This window comes from Janthinobacterium sp. GW822-FHT07H11, from assembly GCF_058798615.1.
Map to the genome: position 1 here is coordinate 2,316,059 of NZ_CM179507.1, position 17,308 is coordinate 2,333,366.

Here is a 17,308-nt window from a genome sequence, read left to right on the forward strand (position 1 = left end):
TGAATGAAACAGGAGTCATCGATGCACAAATCTCTCATCGCACTGGCCGCCGCCGCCGTGCTTGGCCTCGGCGCCGTGCCTTCCGCCCAGGCTGCCACCCAGACCATCAGCTTCAGCGCCGACCGCGCCCTGGGCGCCACCAACTGGTCAGACACCCTGGGCCTGGGCAAGTTCGACAGCAACCTGGGCACCCTGACGTCGATCAAGTTCCATCTGGAAGGCGCCGTACAGGGCAGCGGCAAGACGGAAAGCCTGGACGCCAGCGCATCCGACGTGACCCTGAGCCTGGCCTCGCTGCTGACCTTGTACCGTCCCGACAATTCCACCTTGCTGGTGGCCAACCCCTTGTTTACGCAGACGTTTGCCCTGAGCGCCTTCGACGGCAGCATCGATTTTGCCGGCACCTCGGGCGCCAGCACGGGCTTGCGTTCGAGCACTGGCTCGAATGGCTACACGAGCGCCAGCGCCAGCGACTTCGCCCTGTTTTCCTCGGCGGGCGGCGGCCTGATTTACCTGGGCTTGAACGCCATCGGTTCCTCGGCGGGCAGTGGCGCGGGCAACTTGCTGACGCAGTTTCAGACGGCCGCTTCCGGCCGCGTTCAAGTGACATATGAATACATCAGTGCCGTGCCGGAACCGGAAACCTATGTGATGTTGCTGACGGGCCTGGCGCTGGCCGGCGTGATGGCGCGCCGCCGCAAGCCCCGCGCCTAATCAGCGCCGGCCGCGCCCGGCGATCAGCTGGGCGATCTCGCTGCACAGTTCATTGTTCAGCGAGGCGGGCAGGGTGGTGGCCAGGCTGCGGCTGTAGTAGGCGCCCAGATCCAGGCCCAGTCCCAGCCCGCAGATTTCCACGGCACCCTGCGCTTCGCGGCGTGCCACCACCTGTTTCAGATGTTGCGCCAAATAAAACTCGTCGTTGGCCAGATTCGTGGCCGTATCCATTGGGCAACCGTCTGACACGACGAGCAGGATGCGCCGCCGCTCGGGCCGCGCCAGCATGCGCGTGCAGGCCCAGTCCACGGCTTCGCCATCGACGCCTTCGCGGTACAGGTCCGCCTTCAGCAGGGCCGCGATGTCGGGGCGCGCGCGGCGCCAGGGGGTATCGCCTTCCTTGAAGACCATGTGCAGCCGTTCGTTCAGGCGCCCCGGGTGGGCCGGCGAGCGGGCGCGCATCCAGTCGCGTTTGACTCTTCCCCCGTTCCAGGCGCCCGTCGTAAAGCCCAGCAATTCCGTCGTGATGCCCGCCTGGTCCAGCGCGCGCAGCAGAATATCCAGCAGCACGGCCACCGATTCCGCATGCGTCTTCATGGAGCCGGAGCAATCGACAAGAAAGGTGACGAGGCAATCGGCCTGGGGCAGGAATTGTTCCTTGCGAAACAGCCTGCGCTCGGAGGGCGAGCTGATCAGCTGCGCCAGGCGGCGGCCATCGATATAACCCTCTTCCTCGCCGAAGGACCAGCCGTCTCGCTGCGGCATGGCCAGCAATTGCGTGAAACGCCGCGCCAGGCGGGCCGTGTTGATGCCCAGGCTGGCGATGTGCGCATCCATGCGTGCGCGGTAGTCGAGCAGCAGGGCGCGGCGCACGAGCTCGCCCGCTGGTTCCTCGCGGTCGTAGCTTGTGGAGTACGCCTTGTAGCCGCCAGCGCCATCGCTGAAGGCGCGGCTCTCGCCCAGCGGGGCGGCATCGGGCAGGTGGTCGTTGTCGCTGTCGAAATCGAGCAGCAGCTTGAAGGCCGCCTGCGCCTTGGCGTCGCCGGCCTCGTCCTGGCTGCCGTCGCGCGCCGCTTGCGCCTCTTGCAGCATGGCGTCGACGGCATGGGCGATGGCCAGCGCGTGGCGCGCAAAGGCGGCCTGGTCGGCGCGGTGGCGGCGCAGTCCGGCCAGGTCGCCGCTCAGTTGCGACGACACGGACCAGCGTGTGGCTTCAATAAAATCTTCCGTCTTTTCCAGCACGGGCCGGGCCGTCAGGCGCGACCAGCACATCTGGAACACGGTATACAAAAGCAGGCCCGACGCGCCTTCGGCCAGGCCGGAATCGTAGAATGCATGCGACCATGCCGTGAAACGGTGGCGCAGGTTGGCGATCACGCCCGCATGTTGATCTGGCGCAAGCGTTTCCACCCTGAGCTGTTCCAGCAGCTCGAAGACGAGGCGCGCCACGGGGTCAAGCGGACACAGCGACTTGTGCAGAGCAGCGTCCGTGTGCAGCAGCCGCAGGGCCACGCTGTCGGCCGCGCCGCGCAGCGACGGCAAATCCTGCAGCGCCGCATCGGGCTGCAGATGGGCCGCGTGGATGGGCAGCGGGCGGTGGCCGTCGTGCAGGCGCCGGCCCCGGTAGCGTATCGCGGGCGAAGCGCTGAGGGCGCGGATGGCGCCCGCGCACAGCTCATCCGTTTCCTGCTGTGCACGCGTGTAGGCGGCAGGAACGATGGCTTCGGCGCTCATGCCTGGCTCGCCAGCAATTCCTCATTGAAACAGCGCTGGTAATACTCGGCCACCATGGGCCGTTCGGCCTCGTCGCATTTGTTGAGGAAGGACAGGCGGAAGGCCAGGGCCGGGTCGCGGAAGATCTGGCAATTCTCGGCCCAGGTAATCACCGTGCGCGGCGACATCAGGCACGCCAGGTCGCCCGCCGCATAGCCGTGGCGCGTGAGGCTGGCCACGGCCACCATGCGGCCAGCCAGCTGGCGGCCCGCCGCGTCGTTCATGGCCGGAACGCGCGCCAGCACGATCTCCGTTTCTTCGTCCTGCGGCAGATAGTTCAGGGTAGCAACGATATTCCAGCGGTCGATCTGCGCGTGATTGAGCACTTGCGTGCCGTGGTACATGCCGTTCAGGTTGCCCAGGCCTACCGTATTCGAGGTGGCGAACAAACGGAAGTGGGGGTGGGGCGTGATGACCCGGTTCTGGTCGAGCAGGGTGAACTTGCCGTCGCGTTCCAGAATGCGCTGGATGACGAACATCACGTCGGGGCGGCCCGCGTCGTACTCGTCGAAGATCAGGGCCACGGGCCGTTGCAAGGACCAGGGCACGATGCCTTCCTGGAATTCGGTGACTTGCTGCTGTTCGCGCAGCACGATGGCATCCTTGCCGACCAGGTCCAGGCGGCTGATGTGGCCATCGAGGTTGACGCGCACGCAGGGCCAGTTCAGACGCGCCGCCACCTGCTCGATGTGCGTGGACTTGCCCGTGCCATGCAAGCCTTGCACCATCACGCGGCGGTTGTGCGTGAAGCCGGCCAAAATCGCCAGGGTCACGTCCTGGTTGAAGCGGTAGGCGGGATCGATGTCGGGCACGTGCGGATCGCGCTCGGTGAAGACGGGCACGAGCAGGTCGCTGTCGATATGGAACAGGCTGCGCACGGACTGCATGGTTTGCGCTGCGGCGGCGGGGGGATGTTGGCGTGAATCTGGCACCTTGTTCTCCTGGTCAAGCCGCAGCATGGGTGCCGCAGCGGTTATGAATTACCTGTCTGCAATGCGTCGTCGTCCCCGCCCGTCGTCGGCATGGTTTCCGATTCGATGGCGGCCAGGGCTTGCGCGGCGCGTTGCAATGCTGGCAAGAAATGTAAAGCCTTGTCGTGCGTCAAACGGATGATGGGCGCCTGGATCGCCACGGCCAGGTTCGAGCGGCCGTTCGGGTTTGGCACCAGCACGGCCACGCAGAGCAGGCCGGGCAGGAATTCCTCGTCGTCCAGCGCGTAGCCGTTGCGGCGCACCAGTTCCAGTTCGCGCTCGAGCTTGGCGGGGTCCGTTTCCGTCTTGTCCGTAAAGCGCGTCAATTCCATGTGGCCCAGCAGGCGGCGCCGTTGCACGGGCGTCATCTGCGCCAGGAACAGCTTGCCGCTCGACGAGCAGTGGGCCGGCACGCGCGAACCCGGATGCAGGTAGAAGCGCAGCGGCGCTGCCGTTTCCACCCGGTCCAGGTACACCACTTCGCTGCCGCTGAAGGCCGTCAGGTTGCAGCTTTCGCCCACTTCCTCGACCAGCTGGCGCAAGACCATGCGACGGGCGCCATGGAAGGTGTTGTTAATCAAGAGGTTAGACGCGAGGCGGCGCAGGCGCACGCCCGTGCTGTAGTGGCGGCCGTCGCTTTCGCGCTGCAGCACGCCCACGCTTTCCAGCTGTTGCAGCATGCGGTGCAAGGTGGGCTTGGGCAAGCCCGTTTCTTCCACCAGCGCTTGCAGCGACAGCAGCTGGTCTTTTTCGGCAATCACTTCCAGCAAGGCAAACAAACGCATCGTGGGCGTGTCGCCTTCCAGTTTTTCCGGCTCAAGTTTTGGGGATGAAATCATGTCCATGGTGGCCTCGGTTGGGTATCTGAGTGTTACATCAGCTTATTTCATTTTCGAACTCAAATTGTACCGTTTCCTCGAAATTCTGTTTGACTTTTGATTCCCGAACGCTTAAATTGAATTGTATATCAAATTTCGGAACAAAATATACCGTTTTTTGATAAATATATTCATCAATACAGTGCAGTTCATTACCACAGACCAGGAGACACCCATGAATGACATGACCGAGCAAAAAGCCGCCGCCGCAGCGGCCATCCCCACCGGGCCGCAAAAGATGACGCCGTCCGAAGCGTTCGTGGAAACCCTGGCCGCCAATGGCGTGACCGACATGTTCGGCATCATGGGCTCGGCCTTCATGGACCCGATGGATATCTTCGCCCCGGCCGGCATCCGCCTGATTCCCGTCGTGCACGAGCAGGGCGCCGGCCACATGGCCGACGGCTATGCCCGCGTCTCGGGCCGTCACGGCGTCGTCATCGGCCAGAACGGCCCCGGCATCAGCAATTGCGTCACGGCGATTGCCGCCGCCTACTGGGCGCACACCCCGGTCGTCATCATCACGCCGGAGACGGGCACCATGAGCATGGGTCTGGGCGGCTTCCAGGAAGCGAACCAGTTGCCGATGTTCGAGGAATTCACGAAATACCAGGGTCATGTGACCAATCCGGCCCGCATGGCGGAATTTACGGGCCGCTGCTTCGACCGCGCCATGTCGGAAATGGGGCCGACGCAGCTGAATATTCCGCGCGATTACTTCTATGGCGAAATCAAGGCCGAGATCCCGAAACCGAGCCGCCTGGACCGCGGTGCCGGCGGCGAGCAAAGCCTCGACGATGCGGCCGAGCTCTTGGCTAAGGCCAAGTTCCCCGTGATCATCTCGGGCGGCGGCGTCGTCATGGGCGAAGCGATCGAGGAATGCAAGGCCCTGGCCGAGCGCCTCGGCGCGCCCGTCGTCAACAGCTATCTGCACAACGACTCGTTTCCCGCCAGCCACCCGCTGTGGTGCGGTCCGCTTGGCTATCAAGGCTCGAAGGCGGCCATGAAACTGATCGCCCAGGCCGACGTCGTCGTGGCCCTGGGTTCGCGTTTGGGACCGTTCGGCACCTTGCCGCAGCACGGCATGGATTACTGGCCGAAAAATGCCAAGATCATCCAGATCGACGCCGACAACAAGATGCTCGGTTTGGTGAAAAAGATTTCGGTCGGCATCTGCGGCGACGCCAAGGCGGCCGCCAAGGCGATTCTTGCCCGCCTGGACGGCAAGACGCTCGACTGCGACGCCACGCGCGGCGCGCGCAAGGCCACCATCGAGGCGGAAAAAGCCGCGTGGGAAGACGAACTGGACAACTGGACGCACGAGAAGGATGCGTACAGCCTGGACATGATCGAAGAGCAAAAGAAGGAGCCGGGCAATTATCTGCACCCGCGCCAGGTCTTGCGCGAGCTGGAAAAAGCCATGCCGGAAGATGTGATGGTGTCGACCGACATCGGCAACATCAACTCGGTGGCCAATAGTTACTTGCGCTTTGAAAAGCCGCGCAGTTTCTTTGCGGCTATGAGCTTTGGCAACTGCGGCTATGCGTTTCCGACGATTATCGGCGCGAAAGTGGCGGCGCCGCACCGTCCGGCCGTGTCGTATGCGGGCGACGGCGCCTGGGGCATGAGCCTGATGGAAACGATGACTTGCGTGCGCCACAACATTCCCGTGACGGCCGTGGTGTTCCACAACCGCCAGTGGGGCGCGGAAAAGAAAAACCAGGTGGATTTCTACAACCGCCGTTTTGTTGCCGGTGAACTCGACAACCAGAGCTTCGCGGAAATTGCGCGCGCCATGGGCGCCGAAGGCATCACGGTCGACAAGCTGGAAGACGTGGGTCCGGCCTTGAAGAAGGCGATCGACATGCAGATGAATGAAGGCAAGACGACCATCATCGAAATCATGTGCACGCGCGAGCTGGGCGACCCGTTCCGCCGCGATGCGCTGAGTAAACCAATCCGTCACCTGGACAAGTACAAAGACTACGTCTGATTTGCTGCTGGAGTGTTGGATTACGCCTTTCAGGCTAATCCAACCTACCCAACCTGCCCAACCTACGCGTGGTGCTGGCGTAGGTCGGATTAGCCGGGCAAAAGCCCGGCGTAATCCGACAAAGCGTTGTGACCAAATTCTCACAGATTGTCACGAAAACATCATAATTTCATTAAAGAATACAAGGCGTCCCGTTTTTTGGATTATTTGATTTGACAAGGCCATGCTTAAGGCTTAAATTCAATAAAAGACAAAAAACGGAACGTAGCGTATCAAAAACGATTTACGGAGACCAACATGAACCACCCTGTACCGCACACCGACGCCGTCACTACCGACTTCCTGCAAGCGTTCGGCGATGCCTGGAACCGCCACGATATCGAGGCCCTGATGGCCGCCATGGCCGACGACTGCGAATTCCACGCCGTGGCCGGCCCCGACCTGCTGGGCAAGAGTTTTGTCGGCCGCGACGCCGTGCGCGCCGGCTTCGAGCTGGCCTGGCAAACCTTCCCCGACGCCGCCTGGCTCAATCCGGAACACTTCGTCAGCGGCCAGCGCGGCGTGACGGAATCGACCTTTGCCGGCACCAAGGCGGACGGCACGCGCATCGAGGCGCGCATGGTCGACATCTTCACTTTCCGCGACGGCAAGATCGCCGTGAAGAATGCCTTCCGCAAGGATCGCCCACCGGTTGCCACGGCTGCCAAAGCCTGAGCCAGTACGTTCACCAGGAATGATCATGAACAAACCTGTCGACACTCCATCTGACGTACTGGGCAGCCACAGCACTGCCGCCCGCACGCCCTACGATCCCGCCTTCGATCCGCTGGTGGCGCAGCGGCCCGGCCACGGCAATGCCTACGCGCCCACCTACTGGATCGGCACGGCCGGCGAACCGCCCGCCGACGACGGCCCCATCACGCATGACATCGACGTCGACGTGGCCATCATCGGCTCGGGTTTTACCGGTCTCTCCTGCGCCATCTTCCTGGCCCAGGAACACGGCATCAAGGCCACCGTGCTGGAAGCGAACCGGGTCAGCTGGGGCTGCAGCACGCGCAACGGCGGCCAGGCGCAATGCACGACGGGCCGCCTGAAGCGCTCGCAGTGGATCGCGCGCTACGGCATGGACACGGCCCTCAAATTGCACGCGGAAGTGTGCGACGCGATGCAGACATTCAAGAAGATCACGGCCGACATCGATTGCGACCCGCAGCCGGGCGGCCACCTGTACATCGCCCACAAGGCGAAAGCCATGCCCGCGCTGGAAAAAGAAGCCAAGGTCATGCGCGAGATCTTCAAGTACGACGCCCGCATCCTCGACGCCGACACCGTCAAGCGCGAATTCGTCGACGACAAGGAAGCGGCCGGCGCGCTGCACGAGCCGGAAGGCATCGGCATCCACGCGGGCAAGCTGGCCTTCGGCTACCTGCGCAAGGCGCGCGCGCTGGGCGCCAGGGTGCACCCGTCCAGCCCCGTGATGGGCTGGGAAACGCGCAACGGCGTGCATTACCTGCAAACGCCGGGCGGCGTGGTGCGTGCCCGTTCCGTGGCCGTGGCCACGGGCGGCTACACCTCGCCCCATCTGCATCCGCAAGTGAAAAACCGGCTGCTGCCGATTTTGTCGAATTCGCTCGTCACGCGCCCGTTGACCCCGGCGGAAATCGCGGCGTGCAACTTCCGCACCCACCAGGTGATCACGGATACGCGCATCTTGCGCCACTACTACCGCTTGATGCCGGACAACCGCGTGCAGATCGGCAGCCGCAGCGCCATCACGGGCGCCGATGCGCCGGACGACAAGTACAAACAGTTTTTGATCAACGATCTGCACCGCAAGTTCCCCGCGCTGACCGGTATTCCCATCGATTATTCGTGGTGGGGCTGGGTCGACGTCAGCCACGACATGATGCCGCGCATCGTGCAACCCGATCCGAAGCAATCGATCTTCTATTCGCTCGGCTACGGCGGCAACGGCGTCATGTATTCGGCGCAGGCGGGCCGGCGCATGGCCGAACGCATCGCGGGCAAGGCCAGCGACACGGGCTTGCCGATCTTCAATTCGAAATTGCCGTACCCGAACATGATGGAACTGGTCGAGTCGCAAGCGTTCGCCCCGTTCCGCCGCCTGGGCCAGCGCTTCCTGTACCGCTGGTATCACTTGAAGGATGAAGTGTTTTAAATAGTAATCGCAGTAGCCGTACTAAGCCGCCGCATGGTTGACAAAGAGCAAACAGCGGCGCCTCCCGCAAGGGATGAGATTGCCCGAACGTTCACACATAACAATAAATCTTGGAGTGAGACATGAACACCAATACGAGCAAAAACACGGTTTTTTCAACGCTGCGCCGCGCCGTCCTCGGCACCCTGGTGCTGGGCGTGGCGGTCGCATCGAGCGGCACGGCCTTCGCGCAAAGCAAGGAAGTAACGATTGCCTACCAGGAAATCAACGGCCCCTTCCTGGTGGCCATCGCCAGCGGCGAAGTGGAAAAGACCACCGGCTATAAGATCAACTGGCGCAAGTTCGACTCGGGCGCCAAGGTGGCCACCGGCATGGCGTCCGGCGACGTGCAGATCGGCGTCATCGGTTCCAGCCCATTGACGGCGGCCGTCAGCCGCGGCGTCGACCTGCAGCTGTTCTGGATCATCGACGACATCAACGAAGCCGAAGCGATGGTGGCCCGCAATGGCGCCGGCATCAGCAAGCCCACGGACTTGCGCGGCAAGAAGATCGCCGTGCCATTTGTTTCCACCACGCACTTCCACACCATGTTCGCGCTGGAAACGTGGGGCATCAAGCCCACGGAAGTGAAGCTGCTCAATATGCAGCCGAACCAGATCGCCGCCGCCTGGGAGCGGGGCGACATCGATGCCGCCTTCGTCTGGGACCCGGCCTTGAGCAAACTCAAGCAAAACGGCAAGGTGCTGGTGACCTCCGGCGAACTGAGCAAGAAGGGCAAGGCCACGTTTGACGGCATGGCCGTCGAGCGCGCCTGGGGCGAAGCGAATGCCGATTTCATGGCCAAGTTCGTCAAGGTGATGGCCGCTGCCGACGCTGATTACCGCGCCAATCCGAAGGCGTGGACCATCGATTCCCCTCAAGTGAAAGCCAACGTCAAGCATTCGGGCGCGGCTGCCAAGGACGTGGCCGCTTCCGTGGCCCTGTACGCCTACCCGTCGCTGCAGGAACAGGCGTCGCCGGCCTGGCTCGGTGGCGGCGCGAAGGGCGGCGTGGCGCAAGCCTTGCTGGCCACGGCGCAATTTTTGAAGGGCGAAGGCAAGATCGACACCCTGGCTCCCGATTACGCCAAATATGTGACACCCAAATATGCACAGGCCGCCGGCCTGCTGAAGTAAACGTTGTGCGATGGCGCGCCTGCGGGCGCGCTGACTGAACAGAGTGCGTTGAACAGAACTGTGGGGACACGATGGAAAATCTGTACGTCAAGGATGTCAGCGTGATTTATCCGGGCAAGACGGCCGGTGAACGCGTACATGCCTTAAATAATATCAATCTCACCATCAACAGCGGCGACTTCGTCGTCGCGCTCGGTGCTTCCGGTTGTGGCAAGACAACCTTGCTGAGCCTGATGGCGGGCTTTATCGCCCCGTCCAAGGGTGAAATCATGCTCGGGGACAATAAAGTGGAAGGGCCGGGCGCCGACCGTGGCGTGGTGTTCCAGAAACATGCCTTGCTGCCGTGGCTGAACGTGATGGAAAACGTGGAATTCGGCCTCAAGCTGCAAGGCGTGCCGAAAGCCGTGCGGCGCGAACAGGCGGCGAAAAACCTGGCGCTGGTCGGCTTGAAGGACTTTCACGACAATATGATCTACCAATTGTCGGGCGGCATGCAGCAAAGGGTCGGCATCGCCCGCGCCCTGACCAGCAATCCCGCCATGCTGCTGATGGATGAACCGATGGCGGCGCTCGATGCGCTGACGCGTGAAACCATCCAGGAATTGCTGCTCGATATATGGGCCAAGTCCAGCACCATGTTCTTCTTCATCACCCACAGCGTCGACGAGGCGCTGTTCCTGGCGAACCGGCTGATCGTCATGTCGCCCCGCCCGGGCCGCATCACGCATACGTATGAACTCGATTTCAACAAGCGCTTCCTCGAATGCCGCGATGCGCGCGCCGTGAAATCGAGCCCGGACTTCATCAAGATGCGCGAAACAGTGCTCAACATCATTTATGGCGACGAGCGCGCCGTCAATAAAGAGCTGGAGGTGTCCCATGCATAGCCCATCCGTCGTGGGATTTCCTCCCGCCACCGCCAAGCGCGCCGGCTTTTTTGGCCGCCTGTTCGCTCCCCGCTGCGCCATGCCCGGCGAAGCGTTCGGTGCGCCGGGGCAGGGCAATTCCAGCCGCATCGCCACCGTCACCGTCATCGCCGTGCTCTTGCTGTGGTTTGGCGTGACGGCCAGCGGCATGGTGAAGCCGCTGTTTTTACCTTCGCCGCAAGCCGTGTATGAGAAATTCATCATGGCGGCCACCACCGGTTTCGGCGGCGCCACCCTGTGGGAACACACTGTCGCCAGCCTGGTGCGCGTGTTCGGCGCATTTGGCCTGGCTTGCCTGTTCGCCATCCCCGTCGGCGTGATGATGGGCGTGAACCGCGTGGCGCGCGGCATCTTCGATCCCTTGATCGAGTTCTACCGTCCGCTGCCGCCGCTCGCTTACTTGCCACTGGTTATCATCTGGTTCGGCATCGGCGAGTTTTCGAAGGTCTACCTGATCTTCCTGGCCATCTTTGCGCCGATGGCCATCGCGGCCCGCGCCGGCGTCAGCTCTGTTTCATTGGAGCAAATCCACGCGGCCTACTCGATGGGTGCCACCCGCTTCCAGGTGATCGTGCACGTGATCCTGCGCGCCGCGATCCCGGAAATCCTCACCGGCATGCGCATCGGCATCGGCGTGGGCTGGACCACCCTGGTGGCGGGCGAGATGGTGGCGGCCACGCGCGGCCTCGGCTACATGGTGCTGAGCGCCTCCGAGTTCCTCGCCAGCGACGTCGTGATCATGGGCATCATCGTGATCGGCTTCTTTGCTTTCCTGTTTGATTTGATGATGCGCTACCTCGAACGTACCCTCGTGCCATGGAAGGGCAAGGTGTAAGACGTTCCCGGGGAGTGGCGCGCACGCCACAAGTGTTGCGCGCCACTCCCCATCTTTTTAACCATTGCCGCGCCGATGTCGAGGCCGGCTCAACGTAACGCCCGGCAACGCCCCTTACTTTTCTCCCAGCGTGTTTTGCTCTCAGGCAACCGCGCCGGGCCGCTGCATTTCCAGATTGACTTATGGCATGCAGCCAACCAGACTGATTTGATGATGTATCGATGCTGCTTGACGGTGTTGCCCAAATAAAACAAAGCCGCGCGGCAGTAACCAGCCGCAGCAGGCCAGGGCGCACCGAGCTTCAGATATTACTAGGAGACAAACATGATTAGCGACAACCACAACAATACCGGCTTGCAGCACTCGCTGAAGCAACGCCACATGAGCATGATCGCCATCGGCGGCGTGATCGGCGCCGGCCTTTTCGTTGGCAGCGGCGTCATCGCCAAGGCCGCCGGCCCGGCCGCCATCCTTTCCTTTTTGCTCACGGGCGGCCTGGTCGTCCTGATCATGCGCATGCTGGGCGAGCTGGCCTCGTCCCTGCCCGTGGTCGGCTCCTTTTACGAATATGCGCGCCTGGCCTTCGACGACAAGCCGAAAGTGTCGAAATTCCTCGGCTTCATGAGCGGCTGGATGTACTGGTATTTCTGGGTCGTCGTAGTGGCGCTGGAAGCGATCGCCGGCGCCAAGCTGGTCAACTTCTGGCTGCCCGACGTGCCGTCCTGGTCCATCAGCCTGGTGCTGCTCGTGTCCATGACCTTGCTCAATCTGTTCTCGGTGAAAGCCTTCGGCGAATTCGAATTCTGGTTTGCCTCGATCAAGGTGGTCGCCATCGTCGTCTTCCTGTTCGTCGGCGCCCTGTTCATCACGGGCAGCTTGCCGAACAGCATACCCACGTTGGGCTTCTTGACCAGCCATGGCGGCTTCATGCCGCACGGCTGGGGACCGGTGCTGAGCGGCGCCGTGGCCGCCACGGCGTTTTATTCGGGGGCCGAGATCGTCACCATCGCCGCCGCCGAAACAGCCGACCCGGCCAAGGCCATCGCCCGCGCCACCAATTCCGTCATCACGCGCGTGCTGATGTTCTATGTCGGCTCGATGTTCGTCGTCGTCTGCATCGTGCCCTGGGATTCGCCGGACATCGCCACGCCCTTCGTCAGCGCGCTGAAGGTCATGAATATACCGTACGCGGCGCATATCATGAATGCCATCATCCTGACGGCCGTGCTGTCGGCCCTGAACTCCAGCCTGTATGCATCCTCGCGCATGATCTTCGCGCTGACGCGCCGCGGCGATGCGCCCACGGGCCTGGTCAAGCTGAGCAAGAACGGCGTACCGATTCGCGCCATCCTGTTCAGCACCCTGTTTGCCTATTTCGCCATCGCCGTGTCGTATGTGTCGGCCGACCTGGTGTTCCCCTTCATCGTCAATTCCTACGGCATCCTGATCCTGTTCGTGTATCTGCTCATTGCGATATCTCAATTGCGCCTGCGCCGCCGCCTGGAGCGCGAATGTCCGGAACGCATCAAGGTGCGCATGTGGCTGTTCCCCTATCTGACGTATTTCACCATCATCGCCATGCTGGTGATCCTCGGTGCCATGAGCGTGTCGTCCGATACGGAGCAGCGCGTGTCGTTCTGGTTCGGCCTGCTGAGCGTGGCCATCATGAGCGTCATGTACTACATCAAGAAGCTGGTCAACGACGACCGCAGCGGCGGCGCCGAACCGAAACCGGAGCTCAACCATGTCTGATACGACTTTGTTGCCTGCAGGACGGCGCCGCTTCCTGCGCACGACGGCCGCCCTGGGCGCCGCCGCCGTGGCGGGGCCTGGGTCAGCCTTGGCTGCCTCCGCTTCCCTTACTTTGCCGTTTGAAAACGGCGAGCGCGAACTGGTGGCTTTCCCGCAAAAGCGCCCGCTGATTTTGCTGACCAGCCGTCCGCCCCAGCTGGAAACGCCGTTCAGCGTGTTTGACGAGGGCGCGATTACCCCCAACGACGCGTTTTTCGTGCGCTATCACTGGAGTGGCTTGCCGACCAGCATAGACGGTGACAGCTACCGGCTGCGCGTCCAGGGCCTCGTCAAGACGCCGTTGCAGCTGTCGCTGGCCGAACTGAAACAGCTGGCCGACCCCGTCGACGTGGTGGCCGTGACGCAATGCTCGGGCAACAGCCGCGGCTTCTTCAGCCCGCGCGCCAACGGCGGGCAGCTGGGCAATGGCGCCATGGGCAATGCCCGCTGGACCGGCATCCCCCTGAAAACCGTGCTGGAAAAGGCTGGAATACAGCCCAGTGCCGTGCAGGTGGCCTTCAACGGCCTGGAAACGCCGCCCGTGGGCGATGGTCCCGACTTCCAGAAAGCCTTGTCCGTCGAGCACATCATGGCCGGCGACGTGCTGCTGGCCTGGGCCATGAATGGCGAGGACATTCCTTTCCTCAACGGCTATCCGCTGCGCCTGATCGTGCCCGGATTTTATGGCACTTACTGGGTCAAGCACCTGAGCGACATCACCGTGCTCGACAAACCGTTTGACGGCTTCTGGATGAGCACGGGCTACCGCATCCCCGACAACGGTTCCGGCTTCATCGAGCCGGGTACACCGGTGGGCAGGACGACGCCGATCAGCCGCCTGAACGTGCGCTCCTTCATTACCAGCGTGCAAGATGGCGCGCAAGTGAAGGCGGGGCGCGACCTGGCCTTGCGCGGCATCGCCTTCGATGGCGGGCAGGGCATCAGCGAGGTGACGGTGTCGGTGGACGGCGGCCAGACGTGGCAGGAAGCAAAGCTGGGCAAGGATCTGGGACGTTTCTCGTTCCGCGCGTGGACGATGGTCATGAAGGCGCCGCGCAAGGGCAAGCATGTGCTGATGGTGCGCGCCGTCAACCGCATCGGCCAGAGCCAGCCGATGAAAGCCCTGTGGAATCCCATGGGTTATATGCGCAATGTGGTGGAAACCACGCGCATTCAGGCAGTCTGAGGAGAACCATATGAAGATATTACTTGCCGCGCTGGCACTGTCGGCGGCGGGCGGCGCGTGCGCGCTGGACATCCACTTGCCGCCGGAAACGGCAAGCTATGCACCCAGCGAATTGCCCGGCTACCAACTGGTGCAGCGCAACTGCATGACTTGCCACGCGGCCCAGTATGCGTCGAGCCAGCCGCCCGCCTCGCCGCGCGCCTACTGGGAAGCGACCGTCAAGAAGATGAAAAAGCCGTTCGGCGCGCAGTTTGACGACGCGGACATGCCGGCCATGGTCGATTACCTAGTGAAAACCTATGGCGCGGAGCGGGGCGCCGCCGCGCCTGCCGCCGCAGTGAAGAGCATCGCAGCCGCTGTCCCTGCCGCCGGCGGCAAGGATGTCAAAGCCTTGCTGGCGGCAAATGGCTGCATGGCATGCCACGCCCTCGACCAGAAAGTGGTCGGCCCCGGCTTTGCGGAAGTGGCGGCCAAATACAAGGGCAGGGACGGTGTCGCCGCCGTGGCGGCCAACATCCGCAACGGCGGTTCCGGCAAATGGGGACCCGTACCCATGCCGCCATTCAGCCAGCTGAGTGTAGCCGATGCGGCCGCCTTGGCCAGCTACGTACTGTCCAGGTAAGCCTGGCGTCCTCCCCGCACAAGCCCGGTAAGTCAGCTCCCTCAGCCTGACATGCCGGGCGCCTGTCGCGTCCCCTCTGCATCCCAGAATTGATCACTATTACTCACAATATTGTTACATCCTGTACGGATTGACTTTTTTTGCCATTAAAAAACAAATCAATTTTCTGAAAAAATAACATTGTTATTAAGTTGGTAATGGTAAATTATTGCTGTTTTTCACTATCTTATCTTTGTACCAATTGAATGGGGAGCGCCATTCGATCTCTGATTTGTGGTAATAAGACAACAATTTTCTGAACTATACAGTGCATTTCCATGCCGTTTTGATGGAGATGGGGATCGCTCTTCGCTGCGGTGCAGCAAAACGTTGAAGTTGTTCTATAGACAGGATTTTTATCGTGGGCTGGCGCGTAAAATGGATCGATATTGCAGTAAGGGATTTATTTTTTTAGTTGCCATTCTATTTAACATTGATGTCAAATAATTACTTCCTTGCTAGCTGTTAGCTGCTCATGACTACAGATGGAAGCGGTGTGCCTGTTGCAGGCGCGCGGCAAGAAAGGATGACCTTGAACACCAAATTACTTCCCCTGACCCTGCTGCTGGCCATCCAGTCGACGTATGCCGTCGATCCCCCCGGCGCGGGCAGCCAGCTGCAGCAGATTCCCGTGGCGCCGCAGTTGCCGAAGGCGCCGCCGGCCATCCGCGTGCAGCAGGGCAGTGTGCCGGCGACCACGGTGGGCGACACCACGCGCATCACCGTGCGGCGCCTGCGCATCAGCGCGCCGCCCGTGTTTGCCGAAAGCGAACTGCTCGCCGCCACGGGTTTCGTGCCCGGCAGCGAACTGACCCTGGGCGAACTGCGCGCCATGGCCTCCCGCATTGCCAGCTATTACCAGAACCGTGGTTATTTCCTTGCGCAGGCGTATTTGCCGGCGCAGGATATCGAGGATGGCGTCGTCGCCATCGACGTGTTGCCGGGCCGCTATGGCCAGGTGCAGCTGCGCAACCAGAGCAATCTGTCCGACGGCCTGGCCGGCACCATATTGGCCGGTCTCGACGGACAAGTGATCGCCACGCCGCCGCTGGAGCGGCGCTTGCTGCTGCTGTCGGATTTGCCGGGCGTGCAGGTCAGTTCGACCCTGGCGCCGGGGGCGTCCCTGGGCGCGTCCGACCTCATCGTCGAGGTGCAGCCGGGATCGCGCTTCAACGGCAGCATCGACGTCGATAACCAGGGCAACCGCTACACGGGCCGCAACCGCATCGGCGCCACCCTGAACATCAACGAACTGGCCGGCATCGGCGACGTGGCCAGCGTGCGCGCGTTTACCTCGGCCGACGGCCTGAACTATGCGCGCCTGGCCTACCAGGGACAGGCGGGGCTGCTGCGCCTGGGCGGCGCCTACACCTATATGGATTACAAGCTGGGCAAGGAATTTGCCGTGCTCGACGCCAAGGGCACGGCGAAGATCGCCAGCGCCTACGGCAGCTATCCGCTGATCCGCTCGCGCAGCAGCAACCTGTATGCGCAGGTCAGCTACGACGACAAGAAATTCCAGGACAGGACGGAATCGACGGGCACCGTCAACGACAAGACGGCCAAGGTGTGGATGCTGAACCTGAACGGCGACAGCCGCGATGGCTGGGGCGGTGGCGGCGTGAGCACCTATTCCATCACTTACACCACCGGCAAGATCGACATCGAGACGCCACTCGCCTTGCTGATCGACCGGCTGACGGTGAAGAGCAACGGCCACTTCAACAAGCTTGCCTTCAACGCGGCGCGCGTGCAAAGCCTGGGCGGCGAGACCAGCCTGTACGGGGTGCTCAGCGGCCAGGCGGCGTCGAAAAATCTCGATGTGTCGGAAAAGATGGGCCTCGGTGGCGTGGGCGGCGTGCGCGCGTATCCGGGCGGCGAGGCGTATGGCGACCAGGGCTATGTGCTGAACCTGGAACTGCGCCAGAACGTGACGGCGTTCACGGCCTTGCCCGGCCAGCTGCAGGTGCTGGCGTTTGCCGACACGGGCACGGTCAAGCTGAACCGCGATGCCTGGAGCGCGGGCGAAAACCGCCGCACGCTGAGCGGCGCGGGCGTGGGCGTCACGTGGACGGGCGCCAATGCGCTGGTGCTGAAAGCGTATTACGCGCACAAGCTGGGCAATGCCAAGGCGACTTCCGCGCCGGACGCGGCTGGCCGTTTCTGGCTGCAAGCCGTCAAGTATTTCTAAATTAATGCAAGTTAATTAATAAGTTAAAAAAT

General features: G+C 62.3%; 14 protein-coding genes. 11 read left to right on the forward strand and 3 right to left on the reverse strand.

Annotation, left to right across the window (positions count from 1 at the left end; genetic code table 11):
• Positions 1-21 precede the first annotated feature (21 nt).
• Positions 22-714: a choice-of-anchor E domain-containing protein gene (locus AC3RCJ_RS10440; RefSeq protein ID WP_492964832.1), complete on the forward strand. Its 693-nt coding sequence runs from the start codon at positions 22-24 to the stop codon at positions 712-714.
• On the opposite strand, the gene AC3RCJ_RS10445 is transcribed toward AC3RCJ_RS10440, so the two are convergent.
• From AC3RCJ_RS10445 to AC3RCJ_RS10455, 3 genes are all read right to left on the reverse strand, one after another.
• Positions 715-2,448 (reverse strand): cobaltochelatase CobT-related protein, encoded by a 1,734-nt coding sequence (locus AC3RCJ_RS10445; protein WP_492964831.1) that lies wholly within the window; start codon positions 2,446-2,448, stop codon positions 715-717. It abuts the gene before it with no gap.
• The gene (locus AC3RCJ_RS10450; protein WP_492964837.1) at positions 2,445-3,374 is read right to left on the reverse strand and encodes an AAA family ATPase; all 930 of its coding nucleotides are present in this window, start codon (positions 3,372-3,374) and stop codon (positions 2,445-2,447) included. Before AC3RCJ_RS10450 ends, AC3RCJ_RS10445 begins: the two co-directional genes overlap by 4 nt.
• A gap of 86 nt (positions 3,375-3,460) precedes the next feature.
• A complete protein-coding gene (locus AC3RCJ_RS10455; protein WP_475413612.1) occupies positions 3,461-4,297 on the reverse strand; it encodes an IclR family transcriptional regulator in 837 nt (278 codons plus the stop codon).
• 223 nt (positions 4,298-4,520) lie between these two features.
• Between AC3RCJ_RS10455 and xsc the strand changes: the two genes are divergently transcribed.
• The 10 genes from xsc (at position 4,521) to AC3RCJ_RS10505 (ending at position 17,276) form a co-directional block, all read left to right on the forward strand.
• Positions 4,521-6,329 carry a sulfoacetaldehyde acetyltransferase gene (gene xsc, locus AC3RCJ_RS10460; protein ID WP_492964836.1) on the forward strand — a complete coding sequence of 603 codons (1,809 nt, stop codon included), beginning with the start codon at positions 4,521-4,523 and terminating at the stop codon, positions 6,327-6,329.
• A gap of 297 nt (positions 6,330-6,626) precedes the next feature.
• Positions 6,627-7,043, forward strand: coding sequence for a nuclear transport factor 2 family protein (locus tag AC3RCJ_RS10465; protein WP_492964830.1), 417 nt, complete (start codon positions 6,627-6,629; stop codon positions 7,041-7,043).
• Positions 7,044-7,068: 25 nt separating this feature from the next.
• Positions 7,069-8,511: an NAD(P)/FAD-dependent oxidoreductase gene (locus AC3RCJ_RS10470; RefSeq protein WP_492964829.1), complete on the forward strand. Its 1,443-nt coding sequence runs from the start codon at positions 7,069-7,071 to the stop codon at positions 8,509-8,511.
• A gap of 122 nt (positions 8,512-8,633) precedes the next feature.
• Positions 8,634-9,686, forward strand: a complete 1,053-nt coding sequence (tauA, locus tag AC3RCJ_RS10475; RefSeq protein ID WP_492964828.1) for a taurine ABC transporter substrate-binding protein — start codon at positions 8,634-8,636, stop codon at positions 9,684-9,686.
• Between the two features lie 71 nt (positions 9,687-9,757).
• Positions 9,758-10,573, forward strand: a complete 816-nt coding sequence (locus AC3RCJ_RS10480; RefSeq protein ID WP_070219220.1) for a taurine ABC transporter ATP-binding protein — start codon at positions 9,758-9,760, stop codon at positions 10,571-10,573.
• 79 nt (positions 10,574-10,652) lie between these two features.
• Positions 10,653-11,447, forward strand: a complete 795-nt coding sequence (locus AC3RCJ_RS10485; protein WP_058049276.1) for an ABC transporter permease subunit — start codon at positions 10,653-10,655, stop codon at positions 11,445-11,447.
• 324 nt (positions 11,448-11,771) lie between these two features.
• A complete protein-coding gene (locus AC3RCJ_RS10490) occupies positions 11,772-13,199 on the forward strand; it encodes an amino acid permease (protein ID WP_492964827.1) in 1,428 nt (475 codons plus the stop codon).
• Positions 13,192-14,424 carry a SorA family sulfite dehydrogenase catalytic subunit gene (sorA, locus tag AC3RCJ_RS10495; protein ID WP_492964826.1) on the forward strand — a complete coding sequence of 411 codons (1,233 nt, stop codon included), beginning with the start codon at positions 13,192-13,194 and terminating at the stop codon, positions 14,422-14,424. The genes AC3RCJ_RS10490 and sorA overlap by 8 nt, the downstream gene beginning before the upstream one ends.
• A 10-nt stretch (positions 14,425-14,434) precedes the next feature.
• Positions 14,435-15,046, forward strand: coding sequence for a SorB family sulfite dehydrogenase c-type cytochrome subunit (gene sorB / locus AC3RCJ_RS10500; RefSeq protein ID WP_492964825.1), 612 nt, complete (start codon positions 14,435-14,437; stop codon positions 15,044-15,046).
• Between the two features lie 571 nt (positions 15,047-15,617).
• Positions 15,618-17,276, forward strand: coding sequence for a ShlB/FhaC/HecB family hemolysin secretion/activation protein (locus AC3RCJ_RS10505; RefSeq protein WP_492965488.1), 1,659 nt, complete (start codon positions 15,618-15,620; stop codon positions 17,274-17,276).
• The last annotated feature ends 32 nt before the right edge of the window (positions 17,277-17,308 follow it).

Bases quoted from the DNA above. Each gene is read 5' to 3' on its own strand.
- AC3RCJ_RS10440 (WP_492964832.1), top strand. From the start codon at position 22: ATGCACAAATCTCTCATCGCACTGGCCGCCGCCGCCGTGCTTGGCCTC.
- AC3RCJ_RS10445 (WP_492964831.1), bottom strand. From the start codon at position 2,448: ATGAGCGCCGAAGCCATCGTTCCTGCCGCCTACACGCGTGCACAGCAG.
- AC3RCJ_RS10450 (WP_492964837.1), bottom strand. From the start codon at position 3,374: ATGCAGTCCGTGCGCAGCCTGTTCCATATCGACAGCGACCTGCTCGTG.
- AC3RCJ_RS10455 (WP_475413612.1), bottom strand. From the start codon at position 4,297: ATGATTTCATCCCCAAAACTTGAGCCGGAAAAACTGGAAGGCGACACG.
- xsc (WP_492964836.1), top strand. From the start codon at position 4,521: ATGACCGAGCAAAAAGCCGCCGCCGCAGCGGCCATCCCCACCGGGCCG.
- AC3RCJ_RS10465 (WP_492964830.1), top strand. From the start codon at position 6,627: ATGAACCACCCTGTACCGCACACCGACGCCGTCACTACCGACTTCCTG.
- AC3RCJ_RS10470 (WP_492964829.1), top strand. From the start codon at position 7,069: ATGAACAAACCTGTCGACACTCCATCTGACGTACTGGGCAGCCACAGC.
- tauA (WP_492964828.1), top strand. From the start codon at position 8,634: ATGAACACCAATACGAGCAAAAACACGGTTTTTTCAACGCTGCGCCGC.
- AC3RCJ_RS10480 (WP_070219220.1), top strand. From the start codon at position 9,758: ATGGAAAATCTGTACGTCAAGGATGTCAGCGTGATTTATCCGGGCAAG.
- AC3RCJ_RS10485 (WP_058049276.1), top strand. From the start codon at position 10,653: ATGCCCGGCGAAGCGTTCGGTGCGCCGGGGCAGGGCAATTCCAGCCGC.
- AC3RCJ_RS10490 (WP_492964827.1), top strand. From the start codon at position 11,772: ATGATTAGCGACAACCACAACAATACCGGCTTGCAGCACTCGCTGAAG.
- sorA (WP_492964826.1), top strand. From the start codon at position 13,192: ATGTCTGATACGACTTTGTTGCCTGCAGGACGGCGCCGCTTCCTGCGC.
- sorB (WP_492964825.1), top strand. From the start codon at position 14,435: ATGAAGATATTACTTGCCGCGCTGGCACTGTCGGCGGCGGGCGGCGCG.